This is a genomic window from Pantoea sp. B9002, from assembly GCF_013385945.1.
GTDB lineage: Bacteria > Pseudomonadota > Gammaproteobacteria > Enterobacterales > Enterobacteriaceae > Pantoea.
In genome coordinates this window covers 40790-61645 of the sequence record NZ_JACAPA010000047.1, presented here as the reverse complement: position 1 = coordinate 61645, position 20856 = coordinate 40790, and the positions used below count along the sequence as shown (strand labels likewise).

At 55.5% G+C, this 20856-nt stretch carries 18 protein-coding genes; 8 read left to right on the top strand and 10 right to left on the bottom strand.

Translation table 11 applies throughout. The features are described 5' to 3' along the window. Window positions 1–78: 78 nt before the first annotated feature. Window positions 79–1659 (bottom strand): BCCT family transporter, encoded by a 1581-nt coding sequence (locus HX773_RS20925; protein WP_176973144.1) that lies wholly within the window; start codon window positions 1657–1659, stop codon window positions 79–81. Between the two features lie 159 nt (window positions 1660–1818). On the opposite strand from HX773_RS20925, the gene betI reads away from it, so the two are divergent. From betI to betA, 3 genes are read left to right on the top strand one after another with little or no spacing between them, the layout of a single operon-like run. Next, entirely contained in the window at window positions 1819–2412 is a 594-nt protein-coding gene (gene betI, locus HX773_RS20920) for a transcriptional regulator BetI (protein ID WP_176973143.1), read from the top strand. A 33-nt stretch (window positions 2413–2445) separates the two neighbouring features. Next, a complete protein-coding gene (betB, locus tag HX773_RS20915) occupies window positions 2446–3918 on the top strand; it encodes a betaine-aldehyde dehydrogenase (RefSeq protein ID WP_176973142.1) in 1473 nt (490 codons plus the stop codon). A gap of 15 nt (window positions 3919–3933) precedes the next feature. Then, window positions 3934–5616 carry a choline dehydrogenase gene (gene betA / locus HX773_RS20910; protein WP_176973141.1) on the top strand — a complete coding sequence of 561 codons (1683 nt, stop codon included), beginning with the start codon at window positions 3934–3936 and terminating at the stop codon, window positions 5614–5616. A gap of 194 nt (window positions 5617–5810) precedes the next feature. Here the strand turns inward: betA and HX773_RS20905 are convergent, their stop codons facing one another. Then, entirely contained in the window at window positions 5811–6944 is a 1134-nt protein-coding gene (locus tag HX773_RS20905; RefSeq protein ID WP_176973140.1) for an MFS transporter, read from the bottom strand. A 138-nt stretch (window positions 6945–7082) separates the two neighbouring features. Between HX773_RS20905 and HX773_RS20900 the strand changes: the two genes are divergently transcribed. Next, window positions 7083–7832, top strand: coding sequence for an IclR family transcriptional regulator (locus HX773_RS20900; RefSeq protein WP_176973139.1), 750 nt, complete (start codon window positions 7083–7085; stop codon window positions 7830–7832). Here HX773_RS20900 and HX773_RS20895 read toward each other — a convergent pair. From HX773_RS20895 to HX773_RS20875, 5 genes are all read right to left on the bottom strand, one after another. After that, complete coding sequence (locus tag HX773_RS20895) at window positions 7829–8140, bottom strand: cupin domain-containing protein (RefSeq protein ID WP_176973138.1); 312 nt, start codon at window positions 8138–8140, stop codon at window positions 7829–7831. The genes HX773_RS20900 and HX773_RS20895 overlap by 4 nt on opposite strands. Window positions 8141–8282: 142 nt before the next feature. Further along, window positions 8283–8498, bottom strand: a complete 216-nt coding sequence (locus tag HX773_RS20890; protein ID WP_154157496.1) for a YdgH/BhsA/McbA-like domain containing protein — start codon at window positions 8496–8498, stop codon at window positions 8283–8285. Between the two features lie 194 nt (window positions 8499–8692). Next, on the bottom strand, window positions 8693–8908 hold the full coding sequence (locus HX773_RS20885) for a YdgH/BhsA/McbA-like domain containing protein (protein WP_176973137.1): 216 nt from the start codon (window positions 8906–8908) through the stop codon (window positions 8693–8695). Between the two features lie 121 nt (window positions 8909–9029). Then, on the bottom strand, window positions 9030–9923 hold the full coding sequence (locus HX773_RS20880) for a dihydrodipicolinate synthase family protein (protein WP_176973136.1): 894 nt from the start codon (window positions 9921–9923) through the stop codon (window positions 9030–9032). A 116-nt stretch (window positions 9924–10039) separates the two neighbouring features. Then, window positions 10040–11128, bottom strand: a complete 1089-nt coding sequence (locus tag HX773_RS20875) for a YncE family protein (protein ID WP_176973135.1) — start codon at window positions 11126–11128, stop codon at window positions 10040–10042. 451 nt (window positions 11129–11579) lie between these two features. Here HX773_RS20875 and fhuE point away from each other — a divergent pair, with 451 nt between their 5' ends. Further along, window positions 11580–13733 (top strand): ferric-rhodotorulic acid/ferric-coprogen receptor FhuE, encoded by a 2154-nt coding sequence (gene fhuE, locus HX773_RS20870; RefSeq protein WP_176973134.1) that lies wholly within the window; start codon window positions 11580–11582, stop codon window positions 13731–13733. A gap of 62 nt (window positions 13734–13795) precedes the next feature. Here the strand turns inward: fhuE and HX773_RS20865 are convergent, their stop codons facing one another. Then, window positions 13796–14347 carry a C40 family peptidase gene (locus HX773_RS20865; protein WP_176973133.1) on the bottom strand — a complete coding sequence of 184 codons (552 nt, stop codon included), beginning with the start codon at window positions 14345–14347 and terminating at the stop codon, window positions 13796–13798. A 239-nt stretch (window positions 14348–14586) separates the two neighbouring features. After that, on the bottom strand, window positions 14587–15564 hold the full coding sequence (locus HX773_RS20860; RefSeq protein ID WP_176973132.1) for an isopenicillin N synthase family oxygenase: 978 nt from the start codon (window positions 15562–15564) through the stop codon (window positions 14587–14589). A 511-nt stretch (window positions 15565–16075) separates the two neighbouring features. Between HX773_RS20860 and HX773_RS20855 the strand changes: the two genes are divergently transcribed. Next, complete coding sequence (locus HX773_RS20855) at window positions 16076–17044, top strand: ABC transporter substrate-binding protein (protein ID WP_176973131.1); 969 nt, start codon at window positions 16076–16078, stop codon at window positions 17042–17044. 7 nt (window positions 17045–17051) lie between these two features. Further along, window positions 17052–18467: an amidohydrolase family protein gene (locus HX773_RS20850; RefSeq protein WP_176973130.1), complete on the top strand. Its 1416-nt coding sequence runs from the start codon at window positions 17052–17054 to the stop codon at window positions 18465–18467. Between the two features lie 5 nt (window positions 18468–18472). On the opposite strand, the gene HX773_RS20845 is transcribed toward HX773_RS20850, so the two are convergent. Beyond that, window positions 18473–19993, bottom strand: coding sequence for an MDR family MFS transporter (locus HX773_RS20845; RefSeq protein ID WP_176973129.1), 1521 nt, complete (start codon window positions 19991–19993; stop codon window positions 18473–18475). Between the two features lie 79 nt (window positions 19994–20072). Here HX773_RS20845 and HX773_RS20840 point away from each other — a divergent pair, with 79 nt between their 5' ends. Continuing rightward, window positions 20073–20738 (top strand): TetR/AcrR family transcriptional regulator, encoded by a 666-nt coding sequence (locus tag HX773_RS20840; RefSeq protein WP_176973128.1) that lies wholly within the window; start codon window positions 20073–20075, stop codon window positions 20736–20738. Window positions 20739–20856 lie beyond the last annotated feature (118 nt).

The window sequence follows — 20856 nt, the reverse complement described above, 5'->3', positions numbered from 1 at the left end:
CTTTACTGTTTTTCGTTGCACATTCTTGTAGCGGCGCGATTTATCGCGCAATAAATTGCGCCGCTACGATTTATCGTCCTACTGTGTTGAACTGTTTTTCTGATTCATTGCGGCGGCGAGTTCTGATGGCGCCATCTGATGCAGATCTTTATACAAACTCGCCATATACAGCACGATCACGATCGAGAATGGCAATCCGCACAGCACCACCGCAGTTTGCATCGCGCTGAAGCTTCCGGCATACAGCAGACCGGCGCACACCAGCGTGGTGACGCACGCCCAGAAGATACGCAGCCAGGCGGGCGCATCGTCGCTCACGCTGCCGCCTTTGCTCGACAGATTGGCAATCATCAGCGTGCCGGAATCGACTGGCGTCAGGAACAGCACAAAGCTGATCAGGATGGTGAATCCAGCCACAACCTGGGTAAACGGCAGATACTCAAACATCTTAAACACCGCCATCGGTGGATCGCTCAGCGCGATCTCGCCGAGAATGGCATGGCCGCCTTCCAGCACCAGACTGATGGCGGTATTACCAAACAGCGACAGCCACGCCAGCGTGAAGCCGAGCGGAATCAGCAGCACGCCGAAAATCAATTCGCGGATAGTACGACCTTTGGAGATACGCGCGATAAACAGGCCAACAAATGGCGCCCAGGCAACCCACCACGCCCAGTAGAACAGCGTCCATGCGCCCTGCCACTGACGCGCCTTACCGTACAGGTAAAGGTCGAAGCTTTTGCCAACAATCGAAGTGAGATAATCCCCGACGTTCTGCATCATGCCGTTAACCAGCGTCATGGTGGGTCCGGCAACAAACACAAACAGCAGCAGCAGGCAGAGGAAACCGACGTTAATGTTGGAGAGCATCGCGATGCCTTTCTCCACGCCCGTCACCGCCGCCAGCGTTGCCACAACCATCATCACCACGATCAGAATCATCAGCACGTGGATGTTTTGCGGAATGTGGAACAGATAGTTAAGGCCGGAGTTGACCAGCAGCGCGCCGATGCCGAGGTTGGTCACCATCGAAATCACCGTCACCAGAATGCCAAAGCTATCCACCAGATGACCAATCCAGCCATGAATGCGTTTACCGAACAGCGGATAGAGCGCCGAACGTAACGCCAGCGGCAGATCGCGGCGATAGGCAAACCACGCCAGCGCGGTCGCGATCAACGCATACAGCGCCCAGCCATGCAGGCCCCAATGTAAGAAGGTGATTGCCATCGCCTGGCGCGCCGCTTCGACGGTGCCGCCCTGACCTTCCGGCGGTTGCAGGAAGTGATCGAGCGGTTCATATGCGCCGTAATAGACCAGCGCAATACCAATACCGGCGGAGAACAGCATCGCCACCCACGAGGCGTAACCGAACTGCGGCTTTTCATCCTCATGGCCGAGTTTGAGCTGGCCAAATCGCGACAGCGCCAGCCAGAACACAAACACCATACACACCACCATCAGCAGCATGTAGTACCAGCCAAACATATCCGCAACCCAAAGCTGGGCATGGTTAAGCCATTTCTGGCTGGCGGAGGGATACAGCACAATCATAAAGGCCAGCAGCAAAATCACGCTGGCGGAGCTGAGAAATACCGCGAAATTCACGCGGATCGGTTCTTCTTCTGTTTTGACGGGGTTTTGACTATTCACTGTCATGGTTCTTTTCCTTGGTGCAGGTAAACAGCGGTTCCATATGGCAACACGTAGTTAACATTCGACCACATTTATTTGACATTCGTGCAGCATAAAGTACATTGATTGAACGTTCAATCAATCAATAATCCCCTTAATAAAAATTAAATCGGAGTCGTGACGGTGCGCAAAGAAATCCCCGAGAAACGCAAAGAGCAGCTGATTAACGCCGCATTCGAAACCATTGGCGACGTTGGGCTGGCGGGGATCACCATGTCGCAGGTCGCCAAAGAGGCAGGCATGTCGACCGGCATCGTGAGCCACTACTTTGGGGATAAAGAGGGATTGTTAAACGCGACGATGCGCAAGATCCTGCGCGATCTGCGCGATGGCATTGCCGAGTGTCAGGCCAAGGCATCACAGCAGGATCTGCGCGCGCAGCTTTATGCGGTGATCGATGGCAACTTCCATCCCAGCCAGACCAGCGCGAACTCGATGCGCGCCTGGCTCGACTTCTGGGCCGCGAGCATGCACAACAGCGAACTGCGCCGTCTGCAGCGCCTTAACGATCGTCGTCTTTACTCGAATATTTGCTGCCTGTTTCGTCAGGTGATGTCGCACGACATGGCGCGGAAATCCGCTCGCGGACTGGCGGCGTTGATTGATGGTTTGTGGCTGCGCGGCAGCCTGACCGGAAAGGATTTTGATGTAGAGCAGGCTTGTCTGATCGCCCGCGATTATGTCGATGAAAAACTGGCATCGCTGCCAGCTGTGTAACAAAAAGAGCCAATAGCTAAGGAACAGAAGAGAATGGCAAAGTACCCAACACAAAAACTCTACATTGACGGTCAGTTGACCGATGCCAGTGGACAAGAGACCTTCGACACCATCAACCCGGCCAACGGTGAAGTGCTGGCACAGGTACAACGTGCTACCCAGGCTGACGTGGAGCGCGCGGTCGAAAGCGCCGAGCGCGGCCAGCGCATCTGGGCGGCGATGACCGCCACCGAGCGTTCACGCATTTTGCTGCGTGCCGTCGCCATCCTGCGTGAGCGCAATGACGAACTGGCCGAGCTGGAAACCCTCGATACCGGCAAGCCCTACTCTGAAACCTCCGCGGTGGACATCGTCACCGGTGCCGACGTGCTGGAGTATTACGCGGGCCTGGCGACCATCATCGAAGGCGAGCAGTATCCGCTGCGCGATACCAGTTTCTTCTACACGCGCCGCGAGCCGCTTGGCGTTACCGTCGGTATCGGCGCGTGGAACTATCCGATTCAGATTGCACTGTGGAAATCCGCGCCAGCGCTGGCCGCAGGTAACGCCATGATCTTTAAGCCAAGTGAAGTTACGCCGCTCAGCGTGCTGAAGCTGGCTGAGATTTACACCGAAGCGGGCGTGCCGGACGGCGTGTTTAACGTGGTGCAAGGCGCTGGCCGTCAAGTGGGCCAATGGCTGACCGAACATCCGCGCATTGCGAAAATCTCCTTCACCGGCGGCATCGAAACCGGCAAGAAAGTGATGGCGAGCGCCGCAGGTTCGACGCTGAAAGAAGTAACCATGGAGCTGGGCGGTAAATCGCCGCTAGTGATTTTGCCGGATGCGGATATTGAGCAAGCGGCAGATATAGCCATGATGGCGAACTTCTACAGCTCCGGTCAGGTGTGCACCAACGGTACGCGTGTGTTTGTGCATCGCTCGCAAAAAGCGGCGCTGGAACAGGCGCTGCTGCTGCGCGCACAGCGCATTCGCCTCGGTCAGCCGATGGACGCCGCCACCAACTTCGGCCCGCTGGTGAGCTTCGCCCACATGGAAAATGTGCTGCGTTACATTGAACTCGGCAAGCAGCAAGGCGCGAAAGTGCTGATTGGCGGCGAGCGCGAAACCCGTGGCGCTTATGCGCAAGGCGCGTGGGTGCAGCCGACCATTTTCACCGATTGCGAAGATCATCACACCATCGTCAAAGAGGAGATCTTTGGCCCGGTGATGAGCATCCTCACCTACGACGACGAAGAGGAAGTGATCCGTCGTGCCAACGATACCCACTTTGGCCTCGCGGCTGGCGTGGTCACCAACGATCTGGCCAGCGCGCACCGCGTGATTCATCGCCTTGAAGCCGGCATCTGCTGGATTAATAGCTGGGGCGAATCGCCGGCGCAAATGCCGGTGGGCGGCTACAAACAGTCTGGCGTTGGGCGCGAGAACGGCATTTCTACCCTCGCCCATTACACCCGCATCAAATCCATTCAGGTTGAACTGAACCCGTTCACCTCCGTGTTTTAATCGAAGGAACGCAAGATGAGCATCACCAGGGAGTACGACTACATCATTATTGGTGCGGGTTCAGCCGGTAACGTGCTGGCCACGCGCCTGACCGAAGACGCCAACGTCAGCGTATTGCTGCTGGAAGCCGGCGGCCCGGACTATCGCCAGGATTTCCGCACGCAAATGCCCGCCGCGCTGGCTTTCCCGCTGCAGGGCCGCCGCTATAACTGGGCTTACCAGACCGATCCTGAACCGCATATGAATAACCGTCGCATGGAGTGCGGACGCGGCAAAGGTCTGGGCGGATCGTCGCTGATCAACGGCATGTGCTACATCCGTGGTAACGCGCTGGATTACGATAACTGGGCGAAGCAGCCGGGACTGGAAAACTGGAGCTATCTCGATTGCCTGCCTTACTTCAAAGCCGCCGAGCGTCGCGATATCGGCGGTAATGACTACCACGGCGATTGCGGCCCGGTCAGCGTAACCACGCCAAAAGCCAGCAATAATGTGCTGTTCCACGCGATGGTGGAAGCGGGCGTGCAGGCCGGTTATCCGCGTACCGACGATCTGAACGGTTATCAGCAGGAAGGTTTCGGTCCGATGGACAGAACCGTGACGCCGAAAGGCCGTCGCGCCAGCACCGCACGCGGTTATCTCGATCAGGCCCGTTCGCGTCCTAACCTGACGATTGAAGTTCACGCGCTGACCGACCGCATCCTGTTTGATAACAAACGTGCCTGCGGCGTTAAATGGCTGCAGAAAGAGCAGTCGCATGAAGCGCGCGCGCGTCGTGAAGTGCTGCTGTGCGCCGGCGCGATTGCCTCGCCGCAGGTATTGCAACGTTCGGGTGTTGGGCCAGCAGAGTTGCTGAGAAGTCTGGATATTCCGTTGGTACACGATCTGCCGGGCGTGGGCGCGAACCTGCAGGATCATCTGGAAATGTATCTGCAATATGAGTGCAAACAGCCGGTTTCGCTGGCACCTGCGCTCAAGCTGCACAATCAACCGGCGATTGGTGCCGAATGGTTATTCAATGGCAGCGGCATCGGTGCCAGCAACCAGTTTGAAGCGGGTGGTTTTATTCGTTCCGATGAAGAGTTTGAGTGGCCGAATATTCAGTATCACTTCCTGCCGGTGGCGATTAACTACAACGGCTCGAATCCGATTAAAACGCACAGCTTCCAGGCGCACGTCGGCTCCATGCGCTCGCCAAGTCGTGGCCGCGTGCATGTCACCTCGAAGGATCCGAATGCGCATCCGAGCATCCTGTTCAACTACATGTCGGACGATCAGGATTGGCGTGAATTTCGCGCGGCGATTCGCATCACCCGCGAAATCATCGCGCAGCGCGCGCTGGACCCGTTCCGCGGTCGCGAAATCTCACCTGGTTTAACGGTGCAGAGTGATGATGAGCTGGATAAATTCGTGCGCGAACACGCCGAAACTGCTTATCACCCATCGTGTTCGAATGCGATGGGTTATCACGAGATGGCGGTGGTCGGGAATGATGGCAAAGTGCACGGCGTTGAAGGCTTGCGCGTGGTGGATGCGTCAATCATGCCGCAAATCACCACCGGCAACTTAAACGCGCCAACGATTATGATCGCCGAGAAAATTGCCGACATGATTCGCGGTCGCCCGCCGTTACCGCGTGAAAACGTGCCTTACTATGTTGCCAACGGCGCACCGGTGCGCCGCCAGCCGCAGTCATAATTCATCAAGGGTTCACGTTCAGCGTGAGCCCTTTTTTCTACTGATTTGCCCTTCCCCGACGAAAAAAAGCCAAACCGCTCAAGGTTATCCACAATCCCCGTGCGTAGAGTCGACGTTATCCTGTGGATAAAACTCGCCTCGCGCCACACAGCGCCCGATGCACGCATACGGTTACTTTTCGCACGATTATCAAATCACACGGTGACCGAGCGCGCCACTTTTCCCATGGCAAAAACGTTGACTGCCGCTAACAGCGCGGCCGCAGCAAAGGCGCTGACGAAACCGCCGGGCAAATACGCCATAAAGGCCGCAAGAAACTGGCCAGAAAAAATCGCCATCGATAAACGCGCCAGCTGGCGGCCTCTTTCCTGCGGCTGGCTGATCTCCACCGTCAGATGATTAACCAGCGGAATCGACAGGCCAAATCCCATGCCGAGCAGAATACCGCCGGGAATAAACAGCACCATGTTAGCCGCAGCGGCAAACTCCAGATGGGCCAGTAGATAGCAGACAAACGCCATCACTAAGGTTGGATAACCGCCAAAACGCTGCGACACATCGGGCATGATGGCGGCGGCCAGCACCGCCACCAGCGAAACGAAAGAGAGAAAATAGCCAATGTGCGCGGCATCAATGCCCATCGCGGCAAAGCGTTGCGGCAACATGATCACTGCGGTGAAAAAGCACATCATCGAACAGAGCGCGGCGAGCCATACCGGACGCAGCGTGCGATCGCTGTTTCCCGCCTGCTCATCGATAGATTCAGATGCCACCGGCTGCGGCGGACGTGGCACGCTGATCAACACCATCAGCAACATCAGCCAGGCAAACAGGTAAAGCAGATACGGCCAGCGCCAGCTGATGGAGGCCAAAATGCCGCCAATAAACAGAAACAGCACGCCACCCAGTTCGATGGACATGCCTTGCCGCGCCATCATTTTCAGCCGCGCTTCACCGCTGTAAAAACTGGCGATCATGCTGGTACCTGCCGCCATCACCATCGCGGTGGCGCAGCCTAATAAAAGACGATCGATGATCTGCGGCAGCGCGCCCGGCAACCACGCGCCTGCGACGCCGAAAAGGCCGTAGCAAAACAGTCCGATCAGCAGCAGTGAATAAGCGCCCCAGCGATCGATAGCACGTCCCGCCAACGGACCCGCCAGCACCACGCCGAGCGATGGCAGCGTGACCATCCAGCTCGCCAGATGCGTGACGCCAAGTTGCGCAGCGATTTCGCCGAGTCCGGGCACAATCACGCAGCCCACCATAATTGTCAGGCAACTGACGGCTAATAAGGTAAATGCGCCGGTAGGTTTAAGGGATGACACATTAACTCCTGATATCCACATAATGGACATTAAATCCGAATACTGGACGTCAGTGTTAGAGGAATCGGCGGCGCTGTCAATCACCGTGCGCCATCGTGCTATAGTGACGCCAGCTCAAACGCACGGAATCCTCTAAAAATGAGTGTGGAAACAGAAACTAACGGATCACAGGTGATCGCACGCGCCGCCACGATTCTGCGCGCGCTGGAAGATCGTCCGGCGGGATTAACCATGTCTGCTTTGGCGAAAATCACTGAGTTGCCGCGCACCACCGTGCATCGGCTGGTGACCTCGCTGATTACGCAACAGCTGTTGTTGCAGGATAGCGATGGCATCAAACTGGGTCCCGCGCTGGCTCGCCTCGCGGCATCGGCGCATACCGATATCATTGCGCTGGCGCAACCGGCGATGGCGACACTCGGCCGCCGCACGCGTGAAACGGTCGATCTCTGCGTCTGGCGCGGCAGTCATACCGTGCTGGTGAGTCAGTTTGTTTCCGATCGGGAGTTGCGTGTGGCCTCGCCGGTGAGCACCGCGTTTCCCTCGCACTGCGCGGCACACGGCAAAGCGTTACTGGCGGAGCAATCCGCTGAGGCGCTGGAGAGCTTGCTGCCGCAGCTGAAAGATGTGCGCACCGAGAAAACGTTGCAGGATGCCAAGGCGCTATTGAAAGAGATCGCCCTTACGCGTCAGCAAGGTTATGCGATCGATCGTGAAGAGCATGCGCGCGGGGTGTGCGGCATCAGCGTGGCGCTGCAAACCGGCGCGGGTGAGCGTTATGCTTTAGCGATAGCCGCGCCGGCATTGCGTTTTGATGAGCAGTTCGCGCATTTGCTGGCGTCGCTGCTGCAGGCAAAAGCAGAGATTGAAGCGCTGGTGGCGCGTTAAACCGAACCTTCTTTTTCGATCACTAATACGCGCGCTTCGCCTTGCGGGTGCGCAACATGCTCGGTGCCGATGCTGGCGTAAAAAATGTCGCCGCTATTCAGCAGCACTCTCTTCACCTCGCCCGCTTCGCGGTAATGCATCTCTACCGCGCCATCCAGCACCGCAAACACTTCTTCGCCATCATTGATGTGCCACTTGTAAGGTTGATTGGTCCAGTGCAGACGCACACTGGTGCCGGCGAAGTTGGCGATGTCTAACGCATCCCAGGCTTTGGCGGGTGAGAAGTTTTTGCTGACGTAGGTTTTCATGCGATATCCGTGTGGAGGAGAACTGCGTTGATGATACACACAGCGCTGGCGTGCGGCGGGACATGCGCAGGCCATTTACAGACATTCAGATACAACAAAGCCGCCCGGAGGCGGCCTTAACACAACTGCTTGTGCGATTAACTTATTTGTACAGCTCGGCAGTCATGTGTACGCGGTTGTTAGTGTTGGCGCTGGTGATTTTGTACTGAGCGCCCTGCTCTTGCGCCTGCGCTGCGATTTTCGCTTCTGCACCATCCAGTGTTGAAGACTGAACTGAAATACTTTGTGCAAAGCTAGCAGCAGACATCATTGAAAGAGCAGCAACAGCGGCGATAGACAGTGTTTTGATGGTTTTCATGGTCATAATCCTTAGTGGTTTAATAAGAAGGCTGTGTGCCTTCGATGAAAGTAATAATAACTCAGGTTATCGTTTCAATATTAACCATTAGTGCGATCACGATAACTTACGTAACTATACAGTTCCAGCGTTATATCGACAAAAAAGGCCGCCCGTAGGCGACCTGTTCTGGCACATCCGTATGCAACCATCCGTTATTTGTAAAGTTCTGCAGTCATATGTACGACGTTACCATTGCTCGCTTCCAGAATTTTGTATTGCTCACCATTCTGTTTTGCCTGAGCAGCGATTTTGGCTTCAGCGCCATCCAGAGTCAGCGAAGTGGCTGAAACGGTCTGTGCGAAGCTGGCAGCAGACATCAGTGAAAGAGCGGCAGCAGCGGCGATAGTCAGAGTTTTGATAGTATTCATGGTCGTATTCCTTTGGTTGTTTGATTTGAAGGCTGTGCGCCTTCGATGGAAACAATAATACCCAATGAAACTATTATCAGATTAACTATTAGTGCGATCACAGTTAACCAGCTCATTATCACTATGCCAACTCGAGTTCGTTGATGACCCTTTTCACCTCGGCCACATCCGCCGCCGACAGCGAACGCAATGGGCGCGGCAGGCAATCATTCTCTGCCAGGCCCAGCGAGCTGGCCGCTGCAGCGATAACGCGAATACTGCCGCCATGCCGGGTAAACAGCGCCCAAAGCGGTTCCAGCCTTTGCGACTGTTCAGCCACCGCCGCAAAATCTCCCGCCATCGCCGCATCCGTCATTGCTTTGGCGATGCGCGGGAACAGTCCGCCGCATACGGAATACCACACTTCACAACCGGCGATTAGGCCTGCTGCGGCAAAGGCATCGCCGCTGACGCCAATGGTGACGTCTTCAGGTAATTGCGCGCGCAAAGCGCTTACCCGTTGCGTCGCCGCGGTGATATCGGCAGGCACGCCGGGAATTTTGATCGAAGCGATATGCGGCAGCGTGGCGATACGCGCATGCAGCGCATCGGAGAACACAAAGTGGCTGGTGCCAGGATTGTCATAAATGCACACCGGCAGCGAAACGTGGCGCGTGACATCCTGATACAGGCCAAACACCTCGTCATCATTGAGCTTCTGATAGGAAACCGCAGGCAATAGCAATGCGCTGGCACCCGCCTGTTGCGCATCCTCGGCAAGACGCATCACTTCATCGGTGCTTACCGCGCCAATGCTGACCATCACCGGAATCGCCTCCGCATGCTGCACCGCCAGCGTCGCAACGCGCTTGCGCTGTTCGCGCGTGAAATAGGCGTAGCTGCCAGTGGATCCCAGCACGCCAAGCGAATCCACTTTTGCTGCAGTGAGCCGCGCGAGGATGGTGAGAAAAGCGTGCTCGTCGATACCAGAAGCATTCAGCGGGGTCAGGGGAAACGCACTCAATCCTTTAAACATAGCCAGCGCCTTATTCATTATTAACAGAGGAAAACAGCTTAACCTGCACTGTTATAAGCCATCAGAAACAAAAATGCCCTCTTACGAGGGCATGGATTATCGCTACAGGTCGGGGATTATTTCAGTGCGATGCGCGCAATCTGATCCTGGCCTTTGGTTGAGGAGTCTTTGTTGAACTCCGCTTTCAACGTGACATACAGCGTGTTGTTGTCCGGGCCAATCAGCAGGCTGTTTGGATTGTTATCAAACGACCAGCTGTTTTTCACCGCGTAAGTGGTGGCATCCAGCTGCAGCACTTTCTTCGATTCGCGCTGGCTGATGTAAATCTCATTACGCTTAGCGTTGAATTTAATCGCCAGCGCATCGCCTTCAATACGCTTGATCACTTTGCCGGTGCGCTCATCAAAGACCAGCGTGGCTTTGCCTTTCGAATCGTCGGTGACGAACAGGCGGCCGGTAGCCGGATCTTCCGCCATATTCAGGAACAGATACTCTTTACCGTCGCCGGCGGTCCAGCGCTTCTCAATTTTGAGGGTGCGTGGATTGATCACCAGAATCTCGCCCGCGCCGTTGGTCGCGTAAATGCGCTCAGTCAGCGGGGAATAGATGATGCCGGTGACCCATTTGCCTGCATTCTTGATGGTGGCTTTCAGCTTGAAGGTTTTCACGTCAACCACCGAGATGTAACCCGGATCGGCTACGCGACCGACATACAGCTCGTTGCCGTGCCACAGCACTTCACGCGCGCCCGCCGGATAACCTTCTTTATCTTTCTTGCCCGGGAAGACTAAACGTTCCAGCACTTTGCCGCTCTGCGCATCCACTTTTGAGATAGCGCCATCCAGCGAGTTGGTGGTGTAGAACACGTTGCCCGCTTCATCGATCGCCGTACCAAAGTTTTTCAGATCGGTATGAGTAACGCCTTTGGTTTCCAGTGTGGTTGGGTCGAGACGATAAATCACACCACCGTTAACGTCTTTAAAGCTCTGCGCGCTGGCAACGTATAACGCTTTCGCAGCAGGCGAGTACGCCATTTCATACAGGCCGTCGCCCAGAGTGCGCTGGGTCAAAGAAGTATCAACTGGCTTAGCAGCGGCGGCTGGCGCTTCGGCTTTTTTAGCCGGAGCCTGGCAAGCGGTCAGGCTGAATGCAGCGACGATCGCTGCCGCTACGGCGGCTTTGCGCGGGCTAAATAACGATTTCATGCTCAACTCCATCAATGGATGAACGACTCCGTTGCGCGCGTGCGCGTACGGAAAATACAAGAAGAATGAGAATCATACGCATTAGCATGAACTTAGCAACTTTCTCGACGATCTTCCTTACGTTGCCATAAATCGATTCCAGCTTGCCGCACACCTTTCTTTGCCTAAAACTTCCAAATATCGCCTTAAAAACATGAAAACATTAGCAATTAACAGGTTATTTTCACCCCTAAACCATTGATTCATAGCCCACTTACACATTATTACAATTACAGTTGAAACCTTCCGCAGATTCTTTAAAGCAAATGATTATCATTGGCTTTCTCAATAAATGTGCAGTGGCGGTTTACGTGCCTGCTCTTCTGCCCTTTTCAGCGGATGAGTCATACCGTAAACGATAAAAAACGAAGCAAAACAGCTTCCTATAACACGAGTTTCTACAGGAAATTTTATGTCTGGCATCAGGAAAACCTTTAACGTCTCACTGCTGGCGGTGACGATCCATGCGCTGCTTACGCCAACCCTGGCACAGGCGGCAAGCGATGCGCAGCAGGATTTGGTGGTCGATGCATCCGCAACCGGCGACAGCGATAACAACGAAAAGCAGGATTACGCGGTAAAAACCACGCGAGCGGGCACCAAATTGTTGCTGACGCCACGCGATGTGCCGCAATCGATGAGCGTGGTAACGCAGCAGCGCATGCAGGATCAAAACCTGCAATCGGTGAACGATGTGCTGACCAACGCCACCGGCATCTCGACCAATCTGATCGACAGCGAGCGCTCGGAATACTATTCACGCGGCTTTAAAGTCACCAACTTCTCGTTCGATGGCATCCCAACCTCGGTTAATGACGCCTGGAACTACGGCGATGCCGCATCTGATACCGCCATTTACGATCGTATTGAGATCGTACGCGGCGCCACCGGATTGATGACCGGCGCGGGCAGCCCGTCAGCGTCAATCAACATGGTACGCAAACACGCCGACAGCAAAACCTTTACCGGCACGGTCAGCGCCAGTTACGGCAGCTGGAATAAACAGCGTTATGTTGCGGATCTCTCTGCGCCACTGAATCAGGATGGCAGCCTGCGCGGCCGCGTGGTGACCGGTTACAGTGATGAAGACAGCTGGCTCGATCGCTACCACAAAACCAAAAAATTCCTCTACGGCGTGATTGATGCCGACATCACCGAGCACACCACGCTGTCGCTGGGCTACGACTACGAAGATGCCAACACCGGCAATCCAACGTGGGGCGGCTTGCCGATGTTCTACAGCAATAACGCCACCACGCATTACGATCGCAGCCTCAACACCGCCGCCAACTGGGCGCGCTACAACACCAATTCGCGCAAAGTGTTCGCCGACATCGATCATAACTTCGATAACGGCTGGAACATCCACGTCAACGGCACGCACGCCGAGAACACCTTCAACGATAAGCTGCTGTATGTGATGGGCAGCGCCGATCAGGACAGCGGCGAAGGCACCACCGGTTACGGCAGCATGGATCGCGGCAAACGTCAGATGGATTCGTTCGATGGCTACGCCAGCGGCCCGTTTGAGCTGTTAGGTCGTCAGCATCAGTTAATGGCGGGCGTGAGCTATAGCCGCCAGCACAACGCCACTTACAGCCAGGATGGCGTTACCGATCTGGAAAACTATGACATCGCCTCAAGCGATATGGGCATTTTCAATAACAGCTGGAACGGCAACATTGCCGAGCCGCAGTGGCAAGGTTGGTATCAGAATGCCGACGATACCATTCGCCAGAAATCCGCTTACACCGCCGCGCGCTTCTCGCTGGCCGATCCGCTGTCGTTGATTATTGGTGCGCGCTATACCCAGTGGAGCACCAACGGCAGCAGCGGCGACATGACCAACAATAACACCACGCCTTATGCCGGTTTGGTGTACGACATCAACGATAGCTGGTCGGCGTACGGCAGCTATACCTCGATCTTCCTGCCGCAAACCGATCGCGATATCAACGGCAAATATCTGTCGCCGGTTACCGGAAAAAGCTATGAAACCGGCCTAAAATCGGCCTGGTATGATGGTCGATTAACCGCGACGGTGGCGGTATTCCGTATTGAGCAGGACAACGTGGGTCAGGCGATTAATGGCGTCTACTTGAGCGGCACCGAACAGGCTTATGCGCCCGCCAAAGGTGCGGTCAGTAAAGGTGCGGAGTTTGAGCTGAATGGTGCGCTAACGGATAATCTGCAGCTGACGTTCGGCGCTACACGCTACGTAGCGCGGGATAAAGAGGGACGTTTCAACAGCTATCAGCCGCAAACTTCCTTCAAGCTGTTCACCCGTTATCAGCTACCGATGTTGCCAGATCTGACGGTCGGCGGCGGCATCAACTGGCAGAACCGCGTATTTGAGGATGCCACAAATGCCAGCGGCGATACCGTGCGCGTTTATCAGGGCAGCATTCCGCTGGCTTCGCTGTTTGCGCGCTATCAGGTGACGAAGCAGGTGGCGGTGCAGGCGAACGTCGATAACCTGTTTGATCGCGAATATTACAGCTACATGAACAGCTATGTTTATGGCGCGCCGCGCAGTGTTTCGATGAGCGTTTCGTATCAGTTTTAACTATTCGTAGGGTCGCCATTCATGGCGACCCATTCAAACTTCGGCGCATTAATGCGCACCCATCAAACCTTGTTTTTATAATTGAAACTGATCTGCGAATTCTGTTCTTTCGGCAAACGGCGCGCCTCTAAATAAACCGATTTCCAGTACGGATTATTTAGCGAAGAGCGCATCACGCCCTGACTCACCGACGCGTGCAGGAACTGATGATCGGTGTCATAAAAGCCGACGTGCAGCTCACGTTTAATGCGGAAGAACACTAAATCACCGGGTTGCAAATGCGCCTGATCCACCGGTTTGCCCATGGCAATTAACTCTTTGGTGGTGACGCGATCCATCGGAATATTGAAACGATCTTTCAGCGTGCGCCAGACAAATCCCGAGCAATCGACGCCGGTTAATTGCGTGCCGCCCCACTGATATTTGGTCCCTTCCCATGAATGCATTTGATCGTGCAACGCCGCAATCACCGGAATTAAATCGGGCTGCTTGCCACCGTCGGCCGAGGTATCAACGCTCTCCTCTGCAGGCGCGTGCGAAGACTTCGAAGAACAACCAGCCAGAGTAAAAAGAAACAGGCAGGCGATAACTTTGCTGGCGGCAGAATTGATCATGTGTTGGTGTTTTCGCTGAGGGAGACAGAGGTTAGAGATTTATACCGTAAAAAAGTTGCAGAAATAAATAGGCGCGCGGTGAAATCTTTTATTTTCCGGTTGTTTTTACCTAAGTTTACGCAACGGTAACATCTTGTATTTGAGTTAAAAATCTATTTCCCGCGCTGCGTTTTTTCTGTGCAGGAGAATATTTTCGCTCCTGCACAGAATGACATCAATTTCGACTTACAGCTGTACGTTTAATACTTGCCAGAGAAATTGGCGCTAATACGCTGCGCCAGATAATCCTTCGCGGAAATAGGCGGATATTTGTTCTCCGGTCCTTCAATAATCACATCTTCGTTAGCCTGGCAGAAAAACGCCAGGCTGTAGCGTGCCGGCACCGATTCCCCCGGCAGCGGATTGCTGACGCGATGGAAATTCGATGGCAACTTGTCATCACTCCAGCGCATCAACATATCGCCGATATTACAGGTAATTAAGCCTTCCAGCGGCGGGATCGGCGTCCAGATTTGCTCCTCCATCTCTTTGCCCGGACACACCTGCAAACCGCCCTGCCCATCACGCTGGAACAGCAAGGTCAGGCAATCGAAATCGGTGTGCGCCCCGGCGCGCCACGGGCCATCTGGTTCGCCGCTGATGGCAAAGTAGTGCAGCATCCGCAGCGTGCTTTGGTAGGTTTCGCGCGATGGCTCATGCGCTTTGGCAAAGAAATCGTCAGGGAATCCCAGCTTCAGGGCAAAACAGGAGAGCAAACGCATGCCGACTTCCCAGCACTGACGCTCGAACTTCAGTACATCATGCTGGAAACCCGGCAAAGTGGCATCATCCGGCCACAAGCCTTCCATACGCGGACGCGTCACCTGATACGACTCTTTTTGGTCCGGTTTGCCGGTGGATGGACGGATTTGCGCGCGATATTCCCAACCGGCATTGCGGCTCAACGGATGGCGCGCTTTGTCACTTTGCGGCAGCGCGAAAAAGCGCTGCGCGTTGGCAAAAGCCGCATTAATGTCGTCGAGCGGAATACCGTGGCCGGAAACCTGGAAAAAGCCAATCTCAGTGGCGGCTTGCCACAGCTGATCGGCTATTTCCGCTTTACGTTGGTCGAAATCGGACAGATCGATGATGCGCACATCACGAGCAGCTTCTACCCCGCGCGCGCCCATACGCGATTCTTTCGCCAGTTCATGCATGTCATAAGTGGTCTTTTCCATTGGTGCACCTCGTTATTGAGCGATAACGGATGACCCGCCCGCAGCGTGGCAGTCATCCCCGCGCCTGCTGAATGCCGCAGGCGATCGAGCAATGACCCACCGGGTGAAACCACGGTTGACAGCTTCTACTCAGTTTCAGCCAAGCAAAGGCTGTGCCAGCTCGCCGTGCGTCATAAAATCAATATGTTAGGGAATCTGCCGCATCCGGCCTGCACAATGGCGGTGCAAAACGCGTTGATTTGCCTCATAACGGATCAGTCAATGAACCAAACGCCCGGCATCATCAAGCTTAAATATATGACTTTCAGTGGGTTACACGAATGGCATGCGCTTTGCTAAATCCCCACTGAGTATAAGCGGTCAGCGTGACACCCGATGCACGCAGGACATTGCTCTACAGCATTAGCTGTACCTCGTCAGGGGACGATGCTTTTATCAAAGCATCGTGAGCATGCCCTTCGCCGCTACGCCCCTGATGACGACAACAAACTCAACGTTTATTGGGGGTTTTATGACAATGTCGCGTTTCCGTTTCTCCTTATTCGCTGCTCTGCTGAGCACCTCTCTACTGTCGCACGCCGCCGACAAACTGGTATTGCAAACCACTTGGGTCGCACAGGCTGAACAAGGCGGTTATTACCAGGCGCTCGCCACCGGCATCTATAAAAAATACGGGCTGGATGTTGAGGTGCGTTCCGGCGGCCCGCAGCTGAATAACATGACGCTGCTACTGGCGAATCGTGCTGATGTCATCGTCAGCTACGACCTGCAAGTGCTGCAGGGCGTTGAGCGCAACTTCCCGCTGAAGGCCATCGCCGCGCCGTTTCAGTTTGATCCGCAAGGCATTGTCACCCACGGCGATGTGAAGTCGCTGGATCAGCTGAAAGGTAAAACCGTGCTGGTTTCTGCCAGCGGACAAGCCAGCTGGTGGCCGTGGCTGAAAGGCAAATATCAGCTGCAGGATGGTCAGGCGCGCCCTTACACCTTCAACATGCAACCGTTCCTCGCCGACAAAAATACCGCGCAGCAGGCGTATGCCACCTCCGAAGTGCAGCAAATTAAAGAAGTGCAGCCGGACAGCAAGTTCTATCTGTTTGCCGATTACGGCTATCCGGCGTACGGCGGCATTCTGGTGACGCGCGACGATTTGCTGCAAAAAGAGCCGGACGTCATGAAGCGCTTTGTTGCGGCATCGATGGAGGGCTGGAAATCCTACCTCGCCAATCCGGCTGCCGGTAATGCGCTGATCAAAAAAGAGAACCCGCAGATGACCGACGCAATACTCGCCTTCGGCGTATCGCAAATGAAAGCGCTGCACCTGATTGACGGCGGTGATGCCGCGCAGCAAGGCTTAGGCGTGATGACGGATAAACGCTGGCAGGCAACGCGTGACTTTATGGTCAACGCCGGTTTACTCAAAGCGTCCACCGACTGGCAAAGCGCGTTTAGCACGCAGTTTGTCGCGGCGAAAGCGGAGTGAGGTGCTCATGAGCCAACTGTTGATAAAACACTGCGCCGCGATCCTGACCGGCGATAAACAGCAACCGCGTAGCAGCGCGCGCGATATTCGAATCCGCGATGGCCTGATTGCGGAGATGGGCGAACTCGACGCTGTCGCCGATGAAACCGTGATCGACGCCCGCGATTGTGTGGTCTATCCCGGCTGGGTGAACACCCATCATCATCTGTTTCAATCGCTGCTGAAAGGCGAGCCGCAAGGTCTGAATCTTAGCCTGGGCGGCTGGCTGGCCGCGACGCCGTATCGCTTTCGTGGTGCCTTCGATGAACAGACATTTCGCATCGCCGCGCGGGTGGGTCTGGTCGAGCTGGTGCGTTCTGGCTGCACCACCATCGCCGACCATCACTATCTTTACTGGCCTGATATGCCGTTTGATGGCGCAGAAATCCTGTTCGATGAAGCCGACAAGCTGGGCGTGCGCTTCGTGCTGTGTCGCGGCGGTGCTACGCAAAGCCGTGGCTTAGAGAGCGACTTGCCCACCGCGCTGCGCCCGGAAAGCTTCGGCAGCATGATGAACGATGTCGATCGTCTGGTGGCGCGCTATCACCAGCCGCAGGATAACGCGATGCGCCGCATCGTGATGGCACCGACCACCACGCTGCACTCCACCACGCCGCAGGAACTGCGCGAAAGTGCGCGCCTGGCGCGTCAGCTCGGTATCCGCCTGCACAGTCATCTGTCGGAAACCGTTGATTACCTCGATGCCGCACGCGCGAAGTTCGGTATTACGCCGCTGCAGTTTTGCGCCGAACACGACTGGATTGGCGATGACGTGTGGTTTGCGCATCTGGTGAAACTGCTGCCGGAAGAGATCGCCATGCTGGGCGCGGCTGGCAGCGGTATCGCGCACTGCCCGCAGAGTAATGCGCGCCTCGGCAGCGGCATTGCCGATTTGGTGGCGATGGAGCATGCGGGCGTGAAGATCTCGATTGGCGTCGATGGCGCGGCCTCGAATGAAGCGGCGGATATGCAAAGCGAAACCCACGCCGCCTGGCAGCTCCAGCGCGCACGCAAAGGCATGCTGGCGCAGCCGCGTTATGCCGGTGGAAGCTTTGAAGGCGGTGGCGATGCCGCCAGCATTGAAGATGTGGTGCGTTGGGGCACATCCGGTGGCGCGCAGGTTTTGGGCTTAAACACCGGCCGCCTTGCACCTGGCATGGCTGCCGATATCGCCATCTATCGGCTCGACGATCCGCGCTATTTTGGTTTGCACGATCCCGCTATTGGCCCGGTGGCCAGCGGCGGACGCGCCAGTTTGAAAGCGCTGATTTGTGCCGGAAAACTGCTGGTGCAGGATGATGTGATTGCCGGACTGGATTTGGCTGAACTGGGCCGCGACGCTGCGCAAGCGGTAAAAACCTTGCAGCAGCGCGCGGCGGTATAACCGCGTTAAGCCGCTGCGTCTTTCTTGCGCAGCGGTGATTCAGGCAGAAACAGCGACAGCACAAAGGCCAGCAGCATCACGCCCGCCGCCATTTGAAAGGCTGAATGCACTGCATCGCCAAACACCTGCAAATAGGCTTGCTGCACATCATGCGGCAAACGATGCACCGCCTCAGGATCGAGCGTACGCGGTAATTCTTTGCCCTGCTCCACCAGCGTGGTCAGGCCCGATTTCAGCACCTGACTAAACACCGCGCCAAACAGCGCCACGCCAATCGAACCGCCAACCGAGCGGAACAGCGTGACCGACGAGGTGGCGACGCCGATGCGATCCGGCGTCACGGTGTTTTGCACCGCCAGCACCAGCACTTGCATCACCATGCCCATTCCCATGCCCAACACGCAGGCAAACAGGTAGATATGCCACAGCGGCGCATCAATGGTCAGCGTGGTCAGCAGCGCCATGCCGATAGTCGCCAGCAAGGTACCACCAATCGGGAACAGGCGATATTTGCCGGTGCGACTAATAATGCGTCCGCTGACGATAGAAGTGATCAGCAATCCGCCCATCAGCGGCAGCAGCTGCAAACCGGCTTCGGTCGGCGTGGAGCCCTTCACCACCTGCAAATAGAGCGGTAAAAACGTCACGCTGCCGAACAGCGACATGCCGACAATAAATGCCATTAAACTGGCGAGTGAAAAACTACGGTTGCGGAACAGCGACAGCGGAATAATCGGTTCCCAGGCGCGGCGTTCTTCATAAATAAAGCCGATCACGCCAATCACACCGAACGCCAGAATGCACCACAACAGCGGATCGGACCATGCGCGTAGCGTGCCGCCTTCGCTGGTAAACAGCGTAATGCCCACCAGCGCCAGGCTGAGAAACACCGCACCGGGATAATCAATCTCATGCGGCTTGCGTTTGTTATCGGTCTTGAACACCGCGTTGATGATCACCAGCGCAAACAAACCCAACGGCAGATTGATATAGAAGATCCAGCGCCACGACGCATGCTGCACGATAAAACCACCGAGCAGCGGACCGATGACGGTTGCCAGGCCAAATACGCCGCCAAACAGCCCCTGATATTTACCGCGTTCTTGCGCTGGAATCACATCGGCGACTGCCGCCATGCTCACTACCATCAAGCCGCCGCCGCCCAACCCTTGCAACGCACGCGTGAAAATCAGCTGCTCCATATTCTGCGCCAGGCCGCACAGCGCCGAGCCAATTAAAAACAGCACCACCGAGATCTGCAGCACGGTTTTACGACCAAACAGGTCGCCAAACTTGCCGTACAGCGGCACCACAATCGTCGAAGCCAGCATATAAGCGGTGACGATCCACGACAGGCGATCGAGCCCGCCCAGTTCGCCGACGATGGTCGGCAACGCCGTGGAGACGATGGTTTGATCCAGCGCCGCCAGCAACATTACCAGTAATAAAGCGCTCATCAGTAAACGGACAGAAGGAGGATTCTCCTGCCCGCTGCCCGACTGCGGCGCGTGTGTTTGGGGTTTCATAACAGACACCAATTGAAATTAATTAAATACCCAATTAATATTGATCGCAGTCTGACATGAATCAAGTGAGCGAGTAAAGATGACCGCACGAAAAGTCCCTGCTGACGAAATGGCCAACGCCGCCAAACCTCGCCGTCCTGGCCGTCCACGCGGTGGCGCGATCAATGTGCAGCAGCGCGAACGTCTGCTCGACATCACCTTAGCGCTGTATGCCGAAAACGGCATTGGCGAAACCTCACTCAACGCCATTGCGCGCAAAGCGGGCGTCAGTCCGGCAATGCTGAATTACTATTTTCAGTCACGCGAATCGCTGCTGGATATCGTGGTTGAGGAGCGTTTTTTGCCGTTACGCCAGCGTTTGGTGGCGCACTTTATGGATGGCCCGCGCGACCCCGTCACCACGTTCAGCGCCTTTATCCGCGAAGTGGCGGATATCGTTACCACATACAACTGGTTCGCGCCGCTGTGGATGCAGGAAGTGATGCAAGGTGAAGGCGGTTTGGGTCAGCACATCAAAAAGCGTTTTGGTCAGGGCGAACGTGATGAGGTGAAAAAACTGATTGAAGGCTGGCAGCAGCAAGGTTTACTCAACGCCGATCTGGAGCCACAACTGCTGATGACCTCAATTCTCAGCCTGGTGCTAGTGCCTTTCACCCGCTTTGCCAACGATCCCGCTTACCAGCGAGAAATCATTGTTCAGCATACGTTGAGTTTGTTTTGTCAGGGGATCCAACCTACTGCGTAGGGTCGCCATTTATGGCGACATGGAGTTAAGCATATTTATCCTCTGCAAAGGATAAATTTGACATTATCCTCTACAGCGGATAATGTCATCAATATCCTCATAAAAGGATAATCCCGCC